This window comes from Gluconobacter sp. GP1 (genome assembly GCF_032913585.1).
Taxonomy (GTDB): domain Bacteria; phylum Pseudomonadota; class Alphaproteobacteria; order Acetobacterales; family Acetobacteraceae; genus Gluconobacter; species Gluconobacter cerinus.
Map to the genome: position 1 here is coordinate 41,754 of NZ_JASGXC010000006.1, position 16,101 is coordinate 57,854.

13 protein-coding genes are annotated in these 16,101 nt (G+C 57.5%); 3 read left to right on the forward strand and 10 right to left on the reverse strand.

The annotated features are described in order from the left end of the window. Nucleotides 1-294 precede the first annotated feature (294 nt). The 4 genes from prfB to hrcA form a co-directional block, all read right to left on the reverse strand. Nucleotides 295-1,426, reverse strand: a protein-coding gene (prfB, locus tag R5H23_RS13425; protein WP_099213300.1) for a peptide chain release factor 2 whose coding sequence is annotated in 2 segments (ribosomal slippage) — nucleotides 295-1,356 and nucleotides 1,358-1,426 — 1,131 coding nt in all. Because the reading frame shifts where the segments join, the coding sequence is not laid out codon by codon here. A gap of 39 nt (nucleotides 1,427-1,465) precedes the next feature. Continuing rightward, a complete protein-coding gene (locus R5H23_RS13430) occupies nucleotides 1,466-4,084 on the reverse strand; it encodes a PBP1A family penicillin-binding protein (protein ID WP_317215743.1) in 2,619 nt (872 codons plus the stop codon). Nucleotides 4,085-4,169: 85 nt separating this feature from the next. Then, nucleotides 4,170-5,060: an aldo/keto reductase gene (locus tag R5H23_RS13435; RefSeq protein ID WP_086633116.1), complete on the reverse strand. Its 891-nt coding sequence runs from the start codon at nucleotides 5,058-5,060 to the stop codon at nucleotides 4,170-4,172. A 62-nt stretch (nucleotides 5,061-5,122) separates the two neighbouring features. Next, nucleotides 5,123-6,193, reverse strand: coding sequence for a heat-inducible transcriptional repressor HrcA (gene hrcA / locus R5H23_RS13440; protein ID WP_046900246.1), 1,071 nt, complete (start codon nucleotides 6,191-6,193; stop codon nucleotides 5,123-5,125). Nucleotides 6,194-6,276: 83 nt separating this feature from the next. Here hrcA and rph point away from each other — a divergent pair, with 83 nt between their 5' ends. Next, nucleotides 6,277-6,987, forward strand: coding sequence for a ribonuclease PH (rph, locus tag R5H23_RS13445; protein WP_317215744.1), 711 nt, complete (start codon nucleotides 6,277-6,279; stop codon nucleotides 6,985-6,987). Next, nucleotides 6,987-7,586, forward strand: a complete 600-nt coding sequence (gene rdgB, locus R5H23_RS13450; protein ID WP_317215745.1) for an RdgB/HAM1 family non-canonical purine NTP pyrophosphatase — start codon at nucleotides 6,987-6,989, stop codon at nucleotides 7,584-7,586. The genes rph and rdgB overlap by 1 nt, the downstream gene beginning before the upstream one ends. Here rdgB and R5H23_RS13455 read toward each other — a convergent pair. The 3 genes from R5H23_RS13455 to R5H23_RS13465 all read right to left on the reverse strand — a co-directional run bounded on the left by R5H23_RS13455 (nucleotide 7,564) and on the right by R5H23_RS13465 (nucleotide 11,586). Then, entirely contained in the window at nucleotides 7,564-8,025 is a 462-nt protein-coding gene (locus tag R5H23_RS13455) for a hypothetical protein (protein ID WP_211503414.1), read from the reverse strand. The two genes, rdgB and R5H23_RS13455, sit on opposite strands and share 23 nt — an antisense overlap. Nucleotides 8,026-8,260: 235 nt before the next feature. Continuing rightward, a complete protein-coding gene (locus R5H23_RS13460; protein WP_086633157.1) occupies nucleotides 8,261-9,646 on the reverse strand; it encodes an amidohydrolase family protein in 1,386 nt (461 codons plus the stop codon). A gap of 101 nt (nucleotides 9,647-9,747) precedes the next feature. After that, the gene (locus R5H23_RS13465) at nucleotides 9,748-11,586 is read right to left on the reverse strand and encodes an ABC transporter ATP-binding protein (RefSeq protein ID WP_317215746.1); all 1,839 of its coding nucleotides are present in this window, start codon (nucleotides 11,584-11,586) and stop codon (nucleotides 9,748-9,750) included. A 121-nt stretch (nucleotides 11,587-11,707) separates the two neighbouring features. Between R5H23_RS13465 and nth the strand changes: the two genes are divergently transcribed. Beyond that, nucleotides 11,708-12,388 (forward strand): endonuclease III, encoded by a 681-nt coding sequence (nth, locus tag R5H23_RS13470; protein ID WP_215764454.1) that lies wholly within the window; start codon nucleotides 11,708-11,710, stop codon nucleotides 12,386-12,388. A 6-nt stretch (nucleotides 12,389-12,394) separates the two neighbouring features. On the opposite strand, the gene R5H23_RS13475 is transcribed toward nth, so the two are convergent. From R5H23_RS13475 to R5H23_RS13485, 3 genes are all read right to left on the reverse strand, one after another. Next, nucleotides 12,395-14,479, reverse strand: a complete 2,085-nt coding sequence (locus tag R5H23_RS13475; RefSeq protein WP_408874357.1) for a ComEC/Rec2 family competence protein — start codon at nucleotides 14,477-14,479, stop codon at nucleotides 12,395-12,397. 163 nt (nucleotides 14,480-14,642) lie between these two features. After that, nucleotides 14,643-15,368: an NADPH-dependent F420 reductase gene (locus tag R5H23_RS13480; RefSeq protein WP_211501481.1), complete on the reverse strand. Its 726-nt coding sequence runs from the start codon at nucleotides 15,366-15,368 to the stop codon at nucleotides 14,643-14,645. After that, nucleotides 15,365-15,952 carry a hypothetical protein gene (locus R5H23_RS13485; protein WP_064274299.1) on the reverse strand — a complete coding sequence of 196 codons (588 nt, stop codon included), beginning with the start codon at nucleotides 15,950-15,952 and terminating at the stop codon, nucleotides 15,365-15,367. Before R5H23_RS13485 ends, R5H23_RS13480 begins: the two co-directional genes overlap by 4 nt. Nucleotides 15,953-16,101 lie beyond the last annotated feature (149 nt).

A 16,101-nucleotide genomic window follows, 5' to 3' on the forward strand; every position in this document is an offset into this window, starting at 1 on the left:
GTGTGATTCGTCTCATGTCGTGAGAACATACCCGATATGCTGATTGGGCAGCCTTCGGGCCATGGTGTCAAGCTGATTATTGCCTGTCCCGAAACGAAAAATTCTCATCTTTCGATCGTCTGGCGCCAATATTCGCAGGAGAGCGGGCGAAAAAGTACACTTTTCCGCTTTTTTTCTGCCTTCAGAAAATCAAATTTCCAAAAACTGTAACAGAATTATAACAAGAAGGCCGGGACAGCGTATTAATTACGCCGCCCCGGCCTTCCAGTTTCGTTTTAATGCGCCAGAGTACTCTTACTGAGCAGAGGCGCTGGCTTCCGATCGTGTTGCCCCAACGCGCTGCGCCAGAGAAGCCGACATGAAATCGTCCAGGGCGCCGTCCAGAACAGCGTCCGGATTTCCCTTTTCCACGCCTGTCCGCAGATCCTTGACCAACTGATAGGGTGCCAGGACGTAAGAGCGGATCTGATGACCCCACCCGATATCCGTCTTGGCAGCTTCCGTCTGGGCAGCAGCAGCTTCACGCTTCTGCAGTTCCGCTTCGTACATCCGGGCCTTCAGCATTTCCATCGCTTTGGCGCGGTTCCGGTGCTGTGACCGGTCCGTCTGACAAGCAACAACGATGCCTGTCGGGATATGGGTAATACGAATGGCCGAATCGGTCTTGTTAACATGCTGACCGCCTGCGCCTGAAGCACGGAAGGTATCCACACGCAGATCCGAATCGTTGATCTCCACTTCAATGGAATCATCGACCACCGGATACACCCAGACAGACGCGAAGGACGTTTGACGACGGGCAGCAGCATCGAAGGGCGAGATGCGGACGAGACGATGCACGCCAGCTTCCGTTTTCATCCAGCCATAAGCGTTGAGGCCACTGATCTGGATGGTGGCAGACTTGATGCCCGCCTGCTCACCTTCACTGCTTTCAATGAAGGTCACCTTGTAGCCGTGCTGTTCTGCCCAACGGGTGTACATGCGCAGGATCATCTCGGCCCAATCCTGGGCTTCCGTTCCACCTGCACCGGCATTCACTTCAACGTAGCAGTCATTGCTGTCTGCTTCGCCCGACAACAGGCTTTCGATTTCCCGCTTGTGCACGTCGGCTGCCAGCCCACGCAACGTCGCGATGGCTTCTTGCACCAGGTCCGTGTCGTTCTCCATTTCTGCGAGCTCGACAAGTTCCAGCGTGCCTTCAACGTCCTGTTCGATCTGTTCAACGCCCTCAATCTGATTGGCGAGCATGGTTCGCTCGCGCATCAGCTTCTGGGCAGCGTCAGAATCATTCCAAAGGTCTGGGTCTTCCGCGCGGTGGTTCAGTTCCGCGAGGCGTGTTGTGGCGACATCCCAGTTAAAGATGCCTCCTCAGCAGTGCCACCGACTGCTTGATCTGTTCGGAGAGGGCTTCGGTCTCAGCCGACATTATAAATACTCCACTTATATAAAGGTGGTTTGGCTGCCCTCAGTACAGGCCGCCTACACCAATGTCACCATCCGATGCCGCAGGTTTCTGGGCCTGAGGCTTGGCATTCGGGGAAGACCCAACACTCGGCGCGCTGGTGTCTGTCATATCGCTCTCGGAATCCGAAATAACGGCATCCGCCCCGGTATCTGCCGCTGTCAGGGCTTCCGTACCAGCACCGAAGCCATGCAGAGCCACCGACGCACCCGGAACCTGATCAGCCTTGAAGCCGTCAGTCGCAGTGATACGGCCGGTGTTGTAGGACGCCAGCGTGATATCGGCCGGAACACGGAAATCCAGCTTCGGCCGGTTGGCGAGCGCCACCTTCATGATCTTGTTCCAGATCGGACCAGCAATGCGGGCACCATCAGCGTTCCGCCCGAGCGTTTGTGGCGTATCGAAACCGACCCAGACGATCGTGACGATATCCGGCGAAAAGCCAGCAAACCAAGCATCATGGAAATCCTGACTGGTGCCGGTCTTCCCCGCGATGGGACGGTCGATCCCAGCCCCTGCCATGCGACCTGTTCCGTTCGCAATGACGTCTTTCAGCATGGCCACGATCTGATAGGAGCTGGCTTCGCTGGCGAGCACGGGACGGCTGTCTGTAATGGAGGGAACCGAAATGCTCCCGGCAACGGGAGCTGCTGGCGGCGTAGGCGTTGCACCAACTTCAGGCGTGACTGGAGCAATCGTGGGGGATGAAGGATCGGCCGCCGGTGGAGCTGGGGGAGCCTGCAACGTTGTTCCCAACGCCAGACCTGGCGCACGCCAGATGATATTGCCCAGACGATCCTGAACGTCATCCACCAGAGTCGGCGACACTACATGACCGCCGTTTGCAATGGTTGCGTAGGCTGCTGTTTCCTTGAGGACCGTTGTCTCGACGGCACCAAGAGCAGCAGGCAACACATGCGGCATTTCATCCACCAGCCCCGCCTTGATGGCAGTATCTGCAACGGCCTTCATGCCCAGATGGGCAGCCACCCGGATTGTCACGAGGTTCCGGCTTTCACGCAGGGCATCGTGTAGAGTGGTCGGGCCCCAATTGTCGTGTTCGTAGTTCTTGGGATGCCAGTCGCCATATGAGACAGGGGAGTCATCAAACTTCTCGGACGGAGAAATACCCTGCTCCATGGCCGCCAGATACACAAACGGCTTGAAGGAAGAGCCCGGCTGACGCAGCGCCTGCGTTGCGCGGTTGAACTGACTCTCGTGGAACGACCATCCACCAACCATCGCCAGAACACGGCCTGTATGGACGTCCATCGTCACGACAGCGCCTTCAACCTGCGGAATCTGACGCAGGGCAACGGAGCCACTTTCCTGCGGTTCAATCATGATGACATCCCCAGCACGAAGCGGGTGCATCCGACGTGCCCATGCGATGTCTGTTGCCAGAAGAGGACCAGTCTTCGCTTGGCCTTCCTCATTCCAGCCGACATGAGTTCCGCCGGGAAGAATGACGCCCAGACGCCACTCCCTTAGCATTCCGGCTGGACCGGAGACCTTATCGAGACTTTCTTCCCAGCCTTCTGCGTCAATGCCATCAAGATGAATGACCGGGCCACGCCAACCGCCACGGCTCCGATCGTAATCCATCAGACCTTCATGCAGCAGCTTCGTCGCTGATACCTGAAGGGGCTGATCCAGACTGGTATGAACTTCAAGGCCGCCTTGAAGAGCGCGATCCTGACCATACAAGCTGATGAGCTGACGCCGGACCTCGGCCCCGAACCATTCTGAATCCGGCAAAGGTCCAAACCGCTGCTTCTTCTGCGGGACCAGTGGCTCCTTCTTGTCTTCCTGAGCCTGCTCGCGGGAAATGACGCCGTTATCAGCCATCAGATCCAGAACAAGATTTCGGCGCATCAAGGCTGCGTCAGGATGAAGGAACGGATTGTAGTGTGTCGGGGACTTCGGAAGGGCCGCCAGTGACGCGGCTTCTGCATCATTCAGCTGGTCGAGAGGCTTGTTGAAATAAGTCTGGGCCGCGGCGGCGACACCAAAAGAGCCGTTCCCCAGATCCGCCCAGTTCAGATAGATCTCAAGAATCTTGTCTTTGGACAGCACCTGCTCCATTTTTACGGCAAGCAGGGCTTCCTTGATTTTACGATCAAGTGTGCGGGCATTGCTGTTAAGCAGCATCCCACGCGCAACCTGCTGCGTAATGGTGGACGCACCGACAGCACGGCGCCCATGGCGGGCGAAAACGTCCGTTACGCCTGCACGGGCAATGGCCATCACATCCACACCACCATGGGTGTAGAAATTGTGATCTTCCGTTGCGAGGAAGGCGCGCTTTACCCGATCCGGAATCGCTTCCAGCGGAACGAAAATACGCCGCTCATTGGCAAGCTGAGCCATCAGACGATCATCAGACGCATAGATGCGACTGACGGTCGGGGGCTGATAGGCTCTCAGGCTGTCCACACTTGGCAGATCAGCCACGAGTTTGGCGTAGGTGGTCCAACCCAAGATACCCGCACCCGCAACACCGACCAGCCCGACACCGGCGACGATGGCAAGAGACTGACGGAAACGGCGGAAACGGGGCCCGCGGGGCACACTGGCCCTGGGGTCCTGCGGATTACGGGAGCGAATGGAACGGCGCGTCATACAAACTGCATAGCACTGAAACGAGCCGTTCGTCGCCCCCACTGAAAAGGGTCATTTTGTGACAGTTTACGGCGGCTCGTGATCGTTATGATCCGGCGGCGGATTTCTTCCACACCTCTTCACCCTGCCGATTCAGAGTAGCAAACTCTTCATCGTTGAGATTCAGGGATGCTGCCCGAACATTAGAGGCCAGATGAGCTCTGCTTCCGGTACCCGGAATGGGCAACATGACCGGTGATCTTTTCAGAAGCCACGCCAGAGCAATCTGCCCTGCATCTGCATGATGCCGATGCGCGATCTTGTCCATGTCCGTACCGGGCTTGGCCAGTTCTCCGGCAGCCAGAGGCGCCCAGGGAATGAAGCCGATGTTTTCCTTGGTACAGAAATCCAGAACATCTTCGGACTTACGGTCCACAAGATTGAAGCGGTTCTGAACCGTTGAGACCGGGAAGTATTTCTGCGCGAGCTTGATGTCTTTTACGCTTACTTCCGACAGACCCACGTGGCGGATCAGCCCTTCTTCGCGGAACTTCGCAATTGCCTCGAACTGCTTCTCTGCCGGGCAGTCTGGTCCAATCCGATGCAGCTGCCAGAGATCAATGTGCTCCACGCCCAGCCGTCGCATGGACATCAACACGCACTGCCTCAGATAGTCCGGGTTTCCGACTGGCTTCCAGATGTCTGGACCATGCCGTGTCAGGCCGCCCTTCGTCGCAATGACCATCTTTTTGTAAGGGTAAAGCACTTCACGGATCAGATTTTCCGAAACGAACGGACCGTAGGAATCCGCTGTATCAATAAAATCCACCCCGAACTTCGGGAGGCTTTCAAGGGTCTGAACCACTTCTTCGTGGTCTGGAGGTTCATCCCAGATGCCCTTGCCGGTAATGCGCATCGCGCCAAACCCGAGGCGGTGGACCTTGAGATCACCACCAATGAGAAACGTACCGGATTTCTTTGCGTCAATCGTAGCCATGGACTCTTTCCTTTCCGATGGACGCAGGATTCAACAGCGCAACGGCGGAAGGGTTGCAGTCACTATCCCAGCAGGCGCCCGACCATCCGGGCCGTGTAATCCACGACGGGTACAATTCGCCCGTAATTCAAGCGCGTTGGCCCGATGACACCAATGGCGCCCACGATTTTCTGAGCCTCATTGCGGGCTGGAGCGACGATCATGGACACGCCCGACATTCCAAACATTCCGCTCTCACTGCCGATATAGATTCGCACACCTTCCGAAGCGTCTGCCAGTTGCAGGAGCTGAAGCATGGTCTCCTGCGTTTCGAGGTGATCGAACAGCATACGGATCGTGGTGAGTCGTTCGATCTCGGTGATATCCGCCAGCAGCTTGCCCTGCCCCCGAACGAACAGCGTTCCGCCATCAGCGTCCCACGTGGCCAGACCACTTTCGATGACGCTGGCGGTCAGAGCATCAAGTTCATGGCGGTTGACGTCCATTTCCTTGCTGACACGCTCCTTCAGAGTGCCAAGCGTCAGATCCCCCAGGTGGGCGTTAAGATAGTTTCCAGCCTCGACAAGGGCAGAATGCGGCAGTCCTGCCGGGGTTTCGATGATGCGATTTTCCACCTGGCCGTCTGAACTGACCAGCACCACGAGAACACGTCCCGGACCGAGCGCAACAAACTCAATATGTTTGAGCGTCGCGTCAGATTTAGGGGCCAGCACCAGACCTGCTGCGGATGACAGACCCGACAGCATGGACGATGCTTCCGCCAGGGTCTCCTGATAGGACCGGCCATGAATTTCCAGCCGGCTGTCAATACTGGCCCGATCTTCGTCAGTCAGGGCACCGAATTGAAGAAGACCTTCCACGAAGAGTTTAACGCCCTTCTCGGTCGGCAGACGCCCTGCGGACACATGAGGGCTGAATAACAGCCCGGCCCGGCCAAGATCTGCCATGACGTTGCGGATCGTCGCGGGAGACAGAGACAGATTCAATCGCTGCGCCAGAGTGCGACTGCCGATTGGCTCCCCTGTTTCAACGTATTCCTCAACGATTTCCCGCAGGATCGCAGCTTCCCGTTCTCCCAATCCGGAAGCAAAGGAGTTCGGCATGCGGAAGAAGGAAGGGTCAGGTCTGATCATGGTAAAACTGTATGTCGGGGCTGGAAGGCTTCTCGTCAAACGCGGTAGAGGCAGGGCTCGGTTCTGAGAGAGGATTTTTTCGCATGACAAAGCGCCCATCCGGACGCGCCTGTGACGAAGGTCGCGCCATTTCCATTGAAACAGGCTTTGCCCGACATGCGGAAGGTTCAGCACTTATCCGGGTGGGTGGAACGGAAGTTCTGTGCACGGCGTCTCTCGAAAATCGTGTCCCGCCATTTTTGCGCAACAAGGGTCAGGGCTGGATTACGGCCGAGTATGGCATGCTTCCGCGCGCAACCCATCAGCGTGGCAACCGTGAAGCCTCTAAGGGCAAGCAGTCTGGCCGGACGCAGGAAATCCAGCGCCTGATTGCAAGATCCCTGCGGGCCTGTGTAAGTCTGAAGAAGCTGGGAGAACGGACCATCACGCTGGACTGTGATGTCCTGAACGCTGATGGCGGGACACGCTGCGCTTCCATTACCGGCGCTTGGGTTGCTCTCTCCATGGCTCTGAAAAAAGCCAATCTGTCCTCAGTCATGACAGCACAAATTGCGGCAGTTTCCTGCGGCCTGACCTCTGCTGGCGCCGTGCTGGACCTGGATTACGTTGAGGACAGTGCAGCGCAGGCCGACACAAACTTTGTTCTTACCGTAGAGGGTGGCATCGTCGAAATTCAGGGGACGGCGGAAACGTCCCCCTTTCAGGAAACTGAGTTTTTTGAACTGCTGCGTCTGGCCAAGCTGGGCACAGCCCCCCTCTTTAAAGCTCAGACTTCCGCACTGGAGACATTGTAATGCGCCGCCTTTCCCGTGGGTCAAAAATTGTTCTGGCAAGCCACAATGCCGGAAAACTGCGTGAATTCTCCAGCCTGCTTGCAGAAAGCGGCATCACTGTTGTGTCTGCAGGAGAGCTAAATCTGCCAGAACCGGACGAAACGGCAGACACATTTACGGGCAATGCTGAAATCAAGGCTCTGGCGGCGGCCCGTGCATCTGGTTTGCCGGCCCTGGCGGATGATTCCGGCTTTTGTGTCTCGGCACTTGGCGGCCAGCCCGGCGTTTATTCGGCACGATGGGGCGGCCCTGCAAAAGACATGACCGTTGCCATGGAGCGCGTGCATCGCGAAATGGGTGAAACGTCAAACCACGCAGCATCATTTGTGGCGGCGCTCTGCCTGGCATGGCCAGACGGCGAAACACATTCCGTGGTTGGGGAATGCCATGGCCAGACAGTCTGGCCTCCCCGTGGGGATCATGGTCACGGCTATGACCCGATGTTTGCACCAGAAGGCGAAAGCCGGACCTTCGCAGAAATGGGCGAGCACGAGAAAAACGCGATCAGTCACCGTGGCCGCGCGCTCACCCTTTTCCTTACTGAATGTGTGGAAGGCTGAACTCTACGTTGGGCGAACAGGAGAGCTGCGGACTCTCCTGTTCCAGGTGATAGGGCCCTTTTGAACAGACCTCCACAGACAGCATGCCCGTTTCCTTACCCAGAACATTTTCGAGCTCCAGGTGAGCACGCCCCTCTGTCCAGCGAGCATCATCGCCTTCGCTCGACGCCCATCCCATACTTTCGGGAAATGTAAGATGTGATGTGAGGCGGTGAGCCCCTCTCACGGCGTAAAGAGTGATGTCCCGGATCAGGACCCCGCGCTCTTCGCTGGGGCAAGACTGACTGTGCCTGCGAGAGAGAAGCCAGAGTGATTTTATGGGGGTGGAAAGAATAAAAAGGGCATGACTTCCCTGCCAGCGGGCTGGATGGATGAGATATCCATCATCACAAGCAAGGTGGAGGCCGGGATCATTTGTAAGGTAGTCAAAAGAGGACATGCGTTTTCCTGCCGTATGCAGTGATTTTATTGTCCATCGTCGAGCACGCACTTTCCCGACCATGGACAGCTCCATGAAGCAGACTGCAGTCTCTCATCCACACTACATTCCCGCCTGCTTCATAGAAATATTATGTCATAAACAGATCTGGTAACAGTATAAAATCAGACTTCTGCAGAGAAAAACGGTTCGATAGATACTTTGTCGAAATGATGAATGTCAGGATGCACTCCCTTCAGAGCCCCTGGTGCCTAACAACAGGCCCGTGACTGACGAGAATACCCCGCTGCCACACCTGATCTACCTGATCGATGTCCGCGATGCTTTGGTCTGGGGCGCCACGAACGATCAGAAGATCTGCCCGCTTCCCTGTTTTCAGAACGCCGCGATCTTCAAGCTCAAGCAGTTCAGCGGCATTTCCAGTCGCCAGATGAATGGCTTCAAGCGGTGTCAGGCCAGCTTCCACGGTCAAGGCAAGTTCGCGATGTTCCGCAAACCCCGGCAAACGCGTTGGAGCAGCCCCTGAGTCTGTTCCAAAACCCACTTTCACACCTGCCCGATAAAGCGTCAGAAGGTTCTTCTGATTAATCGCAAGCGCGGTGTGCGAAGCCGCGACAAGCGGCTTGGAAAGTGTCTGTTTACGCCAGTCTGCATCTGAGAGCTGAGCCATCAGGGCAGGATCGATGGCAGCCGCAACGAAGGGAACATTCAGAAGCTCCGGATGCTCCGCAAAAAGGTAATTCGCCTCGTCCAAGCCCAGAGTAGCGATGTACCAAACACCATGGGCCTTTACGGCGTCGATCAAAGCCTGATCAACCGGCTGGTCTCGCACACCATGCGCGAGGATATTGGCCCCAGCATCCACGACAGCTTTGGCAATATCCAGATCATGAATATGGACCGCCACGCGCGTATTGTGCTGATGGGCTTCGTCTATGACCGCCCGGTAAATGTCAGGAGACATCTTCGGAAGCGTCTTGCCATTCGGCACACCGTTCCGGAAATCATCCACCCAGAGTTTCACGAGATCCGTGTGCTCCGCAACCATACGGTCTACGTCCTGACGTGCCTCCTGCGGCGTGGTCGGACGATAAACCTGATCCGGGCCTAACCCTTTGACCATGGCCGATGGCGGTGCACCATTGGGAGCACCAATGCCCTGATCGACGCCAAACAGATCCGCGCCTGGATTTTTACCCGCATGCTGCTCCCTCCGCAGATCATCGAAGAGCGGCGATCGGTTCAGGCCCAGCGCAGTCACGGTAAGGACGCCATAATCACTGTACTGTTTCAGAGCCGCCAGAATATTGGCTCGGGTATAGTTCTCGTTGCTGCCAGACGTTCCCTTGATGATACCGACATGGCTGTGGTCGCTGATCAGAGCGGGCAACAGAGTTTTGCCACTGAGATCGACATGTTCGGCGCCTGATGGGGCCGGATCACCGATAGAGACAATTCGCCCATCGTTAATGACGACTGTAACGTTTTCACGGACAGGGTCTCCTGTTCCATCGATCAGGCGGGCATGATCGAACGCTACAGGTTCTGCCTGCGCGGTGCAGGCCATCAACGTCGCCGGAGCGGCCAGCAAAAGCCCAGCGAAAGCAGAACGAAGTGTCATGATGGAATTTCCCCTCAGCAGCATTCAGGCTGAGGGGAAACGTTCTGTCATGCGGAAAAGACCAATACAGTCTCGCGATTGTGAAAAGACCCTTGGAACTTTTAGCCTTCGAGAGACTGAAGGTCGAACAGGCGACGGTAAATACCGCCCTCCTGAGCCACCAGCTCGGCATGAGTGCCATCTTCCTTCAACTCACCCCGATTGAAGACAAGAATCCGATCCAGCTCCATCACCGTGGAAAGGCGATGGGCCACCACGATGACGGTGCGGTTCTGCATCAGGCGGCGCATTGCCTCCTGCACCAGGGATTCAGATTCTGAATCCAGACTGGATGTTGCTTCATCGAAAATAAGAATGGGGGCATCTGCAAGGAATGCCCGGGCAATCGCGACACGCTGACGCTCACCGCCCGAGAGCTTGACCCCACGTTCACCGACCATCGTGTTGTAGCCTTCCGGCAGACGCTCAATAAAGGCTGCTGCGTTGGCCTGACGCGCTGCTTCCTTGATGTCTTCGATGGATGCCGAAGGCCGGGCATAGGCGATATTCTCAGCCAGCGTCCGGTGAAACAGCACGGGTTCCTGTGGAACAATGGCAATATGCGACCGCAGGGAATCCTGCGTGACATGCGCGATGTCCTGCCCATCAACCGTGATGCGCCCACTGTTCACATCATACAGGCGTTGCAGAAGCTTCGTGAGGGTCGTCTTTCCAGACCCACTCGGCCCCACGAGGGCCACACGTGATCCCGGCGCGATATCGATTGTGAGGTCCTGATAAAGAGGTTTGTCCTGACCCGGATACTGGAACGTCACGTTATCGAAGTGGACTTCGCCCTTCGTAAACCGTGCAGGCTGGGCGTCTGGTGCATCCTGAATAGCTGAATCCCGGCGGAAGATGGCGATCAGCTCTTCCATCTCATTGACGGAACGCTGCACCTGACTGACCTGCTGGCCAAGATCCCTAAGGTATCCCTGCACAAGAAACATCATTGTCAGAACGTATGCGACGTCACCCGGACCGGCTTTGCCCTGCCACCACAGCATAACGGCAAGCCCAATCATGAGCATCCGCATCACGAGAGAGGCCAGCGCCTGAATATTGGCGCTATTGGTGCCGCGCAGCCATGTCCTCAGGGTACGTCCGCGCCAGCCTTCGACGATGGTGTCCAGCCGCTGCTCTTCCCGCTTTTCAGAGCCGAACGCTTTGACAACCGGATTGCAGGTGACGGAATCCGCGATGGCTGCACCCATTTTCGTGTCCCATTCATTGGATGCACGGGCACTGGGCGCAACGTAACGAAGCGTCAGGATAATTGAGAGCCAGGCAAACAGCACCACCGAAACCGCAAGGACTGATCCCATCAGGGGAGAACGGAACATAAGGACGGCCGTAGTGCCACCGAGCACCAGAACCTCTGGCCCGATCATTAGCAGTAAGGTGTCGTCCAGTGTGTCGATAGCCCACATGCCTCGGGTCAGGCGGCGAACCGTCGACCCGGCAAAGGTATTGGCGTGCCAGTCTGTTGAGAATCGCTGCACGCGGGCAAAGGCCTGATTGAGGACCTTGTGCATGATTGCCAGCGTCAGATGTGAAATCCCGACAAAAGACGACCGACGACCGAACAGCCCAATCAAGCCGAGCGCAATCAATCCTCCCACCATGAGGAACGCATCATTACGCAGGCTCAGAAGCTCATCGGTTTTCGGGATGGTTGGCCCGGCAGCGTGTTTGGAAATATCCGAGACGAGGCGACCAGCCAGAATCGGTGTGACGACGTCTGCCAGTGTGGCGAGCGCCACACCAGACAGTGTCCAGGCCAGCAGCGCTGGATGTGCCAGCCAGCGACGGCAGACAAAGGACAGGACTTCTGTGAAGGAAACGTCGATTTTCCGGCCTTCCTGTTTCTGGCCGGTAAGTTGCGTAGAAGTATCGGACACGAAGAGCTCCGCCGTTTTGTCCCTCAAGGACAACGGCCTGATGGCATGAAATTTTCAGATGTTTCGCGTATCTTGCCGGACAGTCCGGATCAGACGCAACAGCCCGCGCGGAGTTTCAGCCATGACAGACGCCCCCAGACCCATGAGCAAGGCCTCGGCCAAGGCTTTCATTACAGCACTGGCCGAAGCCAACCCGGATGCGGAAAGTGAGCTGATCTTCCGCAATACGTTTGAGCTTCTGGTGAGCGTGGTTCTGTCGGCTCAGGCCACGGACAAGTCCGTCAACAAAGCAACCAAAGGACTGTTTGAACACGCGCCTGATCCGAAAAGCATGGCGGAACTTGGGGAAGCCGGGATCGCACAATATATCAAGACGATCGGCTTATGGCGCGCGAAGGCGCATAACGTGGCCCTGCTGTGCGAGCAGCTTCTGGAACGACATGGCGGGGAAGTCCCTGCTGATCGCAAGTCTCTTGAGGCGCTGGCGGGCGTCGGGCGGAAGACGGCCAACGTGGTGATGAATGTCGCGTTTGGCGCCGATACCATGGCGGTTGATACGCATATTTTTCGCATCGGGAACCGGACCGGGCTGGCTCCGGGGAAAACAACCCGGCAGGTTGAGGATGGTCTGGTGGCGCGCATCCCAAAAGACATGCTGCGGCCAGCCCATCACTGGCTGATCCTGCATGGGCGTTATGTTTGTAAGGCCCGGGCGCCTGAATGCTGGCGCTGCCCGGCGACACAATGGTGTCTGTATCCGGACAAGCGTCTCACACCACCCCGCACAAAAGAAGCTGCCTGATCGAAGCTACTCTGCCTCAGCCAAGGGCAGATTGGGCATTCCGTGGGAGCCTATGGCAGGCACCCAGGGACGACTCCCACGCCAGCTCCGGTCCGCGACAAGTTCTGGACCGCCTCGATGGAGATAGACCGCATAGGCGCCATTTCTCCAGACCGAAAAGCGATCAATAAACGGAACTCCGGGGCAGGCATTACGGGCCGGAGATGCACTCACAAACAGGCTAATTCCCTGACAGTCCTGCTCAGACGGCAAACGAACACCATCCAGGCTATCTTTGGCCCGCAGCAACACCGTCTGGCCTTTAAGTGAGACACGGCAGAGACCCGTCATGCAGTCAGGTGGCAGGGAGCCTGTTGGCAGAGCCAGCGCCCGTTCCCAGTCCTGAAGCGCCAGGTTTTCGAGACTGCCATGAGGACCAACCATCAGAACGCCGTCGTCCCTCAAGGCAAGCAACCCTGCATCAGCGGAAACCAGAACGTCCGGATGAGGCGCCATCCAGATGGAGAGAATTCCCACACCAATAGGCCCTAATCCAACGAGGCGAGGCCACCCCTTCCAGAGGCACAACCAGCACAGCCCGAGAAGCAAGACAGCAAGCCCCCAGCCTGGCATGGCTGGAACAGGTTCGTAAGAAAACGGGAATATCGCCACTGTGTGCGCGATGATCTGAATAATCCGGATGCCCCACCCCATGACGATGAGCGGAAGACCCGCGGCATGCAGTGGCATCAGGAGCAGGGACAGGAGACCTGCGGGCATGATCCAGACGGCGGCCAAAGGAACGGCCAGCATGTTGGCGAGCACGAACCACGGCTGGAAGACACCAAAATGCGCCATGCTGACCGGCAGGGTCGCTAACCCCGCAAGAAGGCTGGTGAGGGACAAGGCAGCCAGATGGGACAGGATGACGCGCCCTGCCCCACCTTCGCCTCGAAGTCGTGCAAGCGGTTCACGCAGAACTTCATACCCGGCGATCAGCCCCATCACGGCGGCAAAAGACATCTGAAAAGAAACGTCCAGAACAGAAACCGGAGAAACCAGCAGGATAACGAGCGCAATCAGGGCAAGTGACCGTATGGACAGTGCGCGCCGCCCTGTAACAAGAGCTAGCGTGACCAGTGTCGCCATACCGAGTGCGCGGACGCTGGGCAGATGAGCACCGGTCAACAGGACATATCCAATACCGGCAAAAAATCCTGAAACTGCTGCGATTTCTCGACAGGGCCAATACAGAGCCAGACGCTCGAAGGCGGTCAGCAACGCGCGAACAGAAACCGTGACGACAGCCATGACCAACCCAAGATGCAGTCCGGCGACCGCCAGAAGATGCGCCAGCCCGGAGGCAGCGAATTCCTGACGGGTGGAGGCATCAATCCCGCCTGCCTCTCCTGCGAGCAACGTCGCGGCGATAGCGCCGGTCTGGCCGGGGAGCACGCTTTCGATGCGCGCTTCTATGGCTTCTCTCAGTCCCTCCAGGCCTGCCGTCGTGTCTGCACTGTCCACGTGCCGGAGTGTGCCCAAAGCATACCCACTCCCTGCTGAGCCAGAGAACCAGGCTTCCCGTTGCAGATCGCGACCGCCCGGCCATGACGGAGCCGAAGAAGAGCGCAACATTGCCCTGATCTGGACGGTACTGCCCGGTAGTGGGGATGCCGGATCATCATCACGGAGTTTCAAACGCAACGTACGTTTGAGAGGCGCCATTCCTGCGTCGACAGGCGTATCGAACGTCGCGTGCGCCAGAACAATCCGTCTCCCGCCTTCATCGCTACCTGGCCTGGGAGGCAGTGTCTCTAGCGCGATAACCTGCCCTGTGATGACAGAGGCTCGCGTTGGCAGAGACGGCATGGGCGGCTGTCGGCGTGTCTGCCATGAGGCGTCCAGAAAGCCGATCAAAAACCCTGAAAGTACCAGGAATAGAGACAGTAAGGTTGGACGCTTTCGCCAGAACCAGACGGCCACCGCTACGCAGCCCGAAATACCGAAAGCAGGCCAAAGGGGAGGCTCGAAGCGGAGTGTCAGATACGTGAGGGCCCCCAACGCAACCGCGACAGGGAGCCAGCAGAACAGCCGCCGCCCCTGCTCTGCCAATATCCTCTCCATTAGTGACGGGCGGAAGCCACCACTGGCTGGCGCGTCAGGAGAGGTGTCAAACTCATCAAGCAACAGAGTATCGGCAGGAGATATCGGACGGGTCACGGGCAGAGCGTAACGGATTTTAGTCCATCACGCTCTGCCGTAATTCCGGTGCCCGTCAGTTATGCAGGTGTAGCGCGCTTCTGAGGCCCGCAGCGTCCCGTTCCAGCTCGAAACCCGCGCTTCCTGGCTGGAAGAGCCGAGCACTGGCGAGCCCGCCCGTCACGACAGGGTCGAAACCGGCAGCCTCAACCAGATCCTTGACCTTGAGCACCGCCGCCGTGTCATCACCCGCGATTGGTACGGCGAGACGTGGGTCTGGCCGGTGTGCTTCGGCCCGCAGGCTGGTCATGTCGATGGAATTGAAAACCCGTACGACATGCGCAGAGGGAAAATATCGCTGCGTGGTGATGCCTGCGCCATCTCTGAGAGCAACATCAGCAATCCATCCGTCGCGGCCCACATAGGGATTGGCAGGATCAATTATAACCTTGTCGGTCAATGTCCGGTTCAGATCGCGCCCGAGAGCAGGTATCGCGCCATACGGCACGGCAAGCACCACGACTTTGCCGAAAGCAGCAGCCTGAAGCGGCGTGCCAGCAGACGCCAGGGGCCCGAGCGTCTGCGCCAGAGCTTGGGCGTCCGCTATATTACGGGCGGAAAGCATGACACAGTAACCCGCCTGTACCCACAGGGCTGCCAACGTTCTACCAACCTGCCCGGAACCAATAATACCGATTCTTGGGAGTTCACGCTTCGATTCGGCCATTGCTGCGCTGCCAACGGCAGCCAGTCCGGCAACAGCGGCAAGGAAAGGGCGTCTGCGGAGAGGAAAATTTTTCATGAAGGGTGCCATTCTCGGGACAGAGAACCGCCCTTACCCTGGACGGGGTCGATCGAAGGGAAAGTGAGCGCGTTGATCCGAGCCAGTTGCTCCGCAGACGGCGCGCTCCGCAGAATGTCGAAAGACTGGCTCGGCGGATAAGCCCCGATGACTGTGAAATCGTCTGTAGAGCCCACGTTACAGTGACCGGTTCCTGCCGGGAGCAGTGCAACATCGCCACCGCGAACTTCGACTTCCCGCCCTTCAGGGCCACCAAGAATCAATCGGGCAGAACCGTTAGAGAACCCCAGAACCTCATGGCCCAGACTGTGATAGTGATGGAAGGAATAAACCCCGTTCCGCCACCGCGCAGGCCACCCGTTCTGACCGAACAGGTGTTCATAGACATCTTCACGGCCCACGCCGCTCTCGAGCACATTCCGATAGAGAATGACGGGTAGATGCTGGTTGTTGGGCACCCATCCATTGGAGCGGAGCATGAAGGTCTCAACCCGTGCGGAAGACGCAGCGGCCTTCCGGATGCGGCCACTCCCCAGAGTCAGCCCGACCCCCGTCAGCATGGCGTTGAAATCTCGCCTGTCCATGATCACCCCCAGTGGAAATACTGGAGACAGGATAGGGAACGCATCGTTGGTGCAGGAAATCACACACGCTTGAAAAACCGGGTTTTTCTTCATGTAACGGCCTTGTGACACTTAAAGGCAACACATTGCAAAAGAGTGACACAATTTAT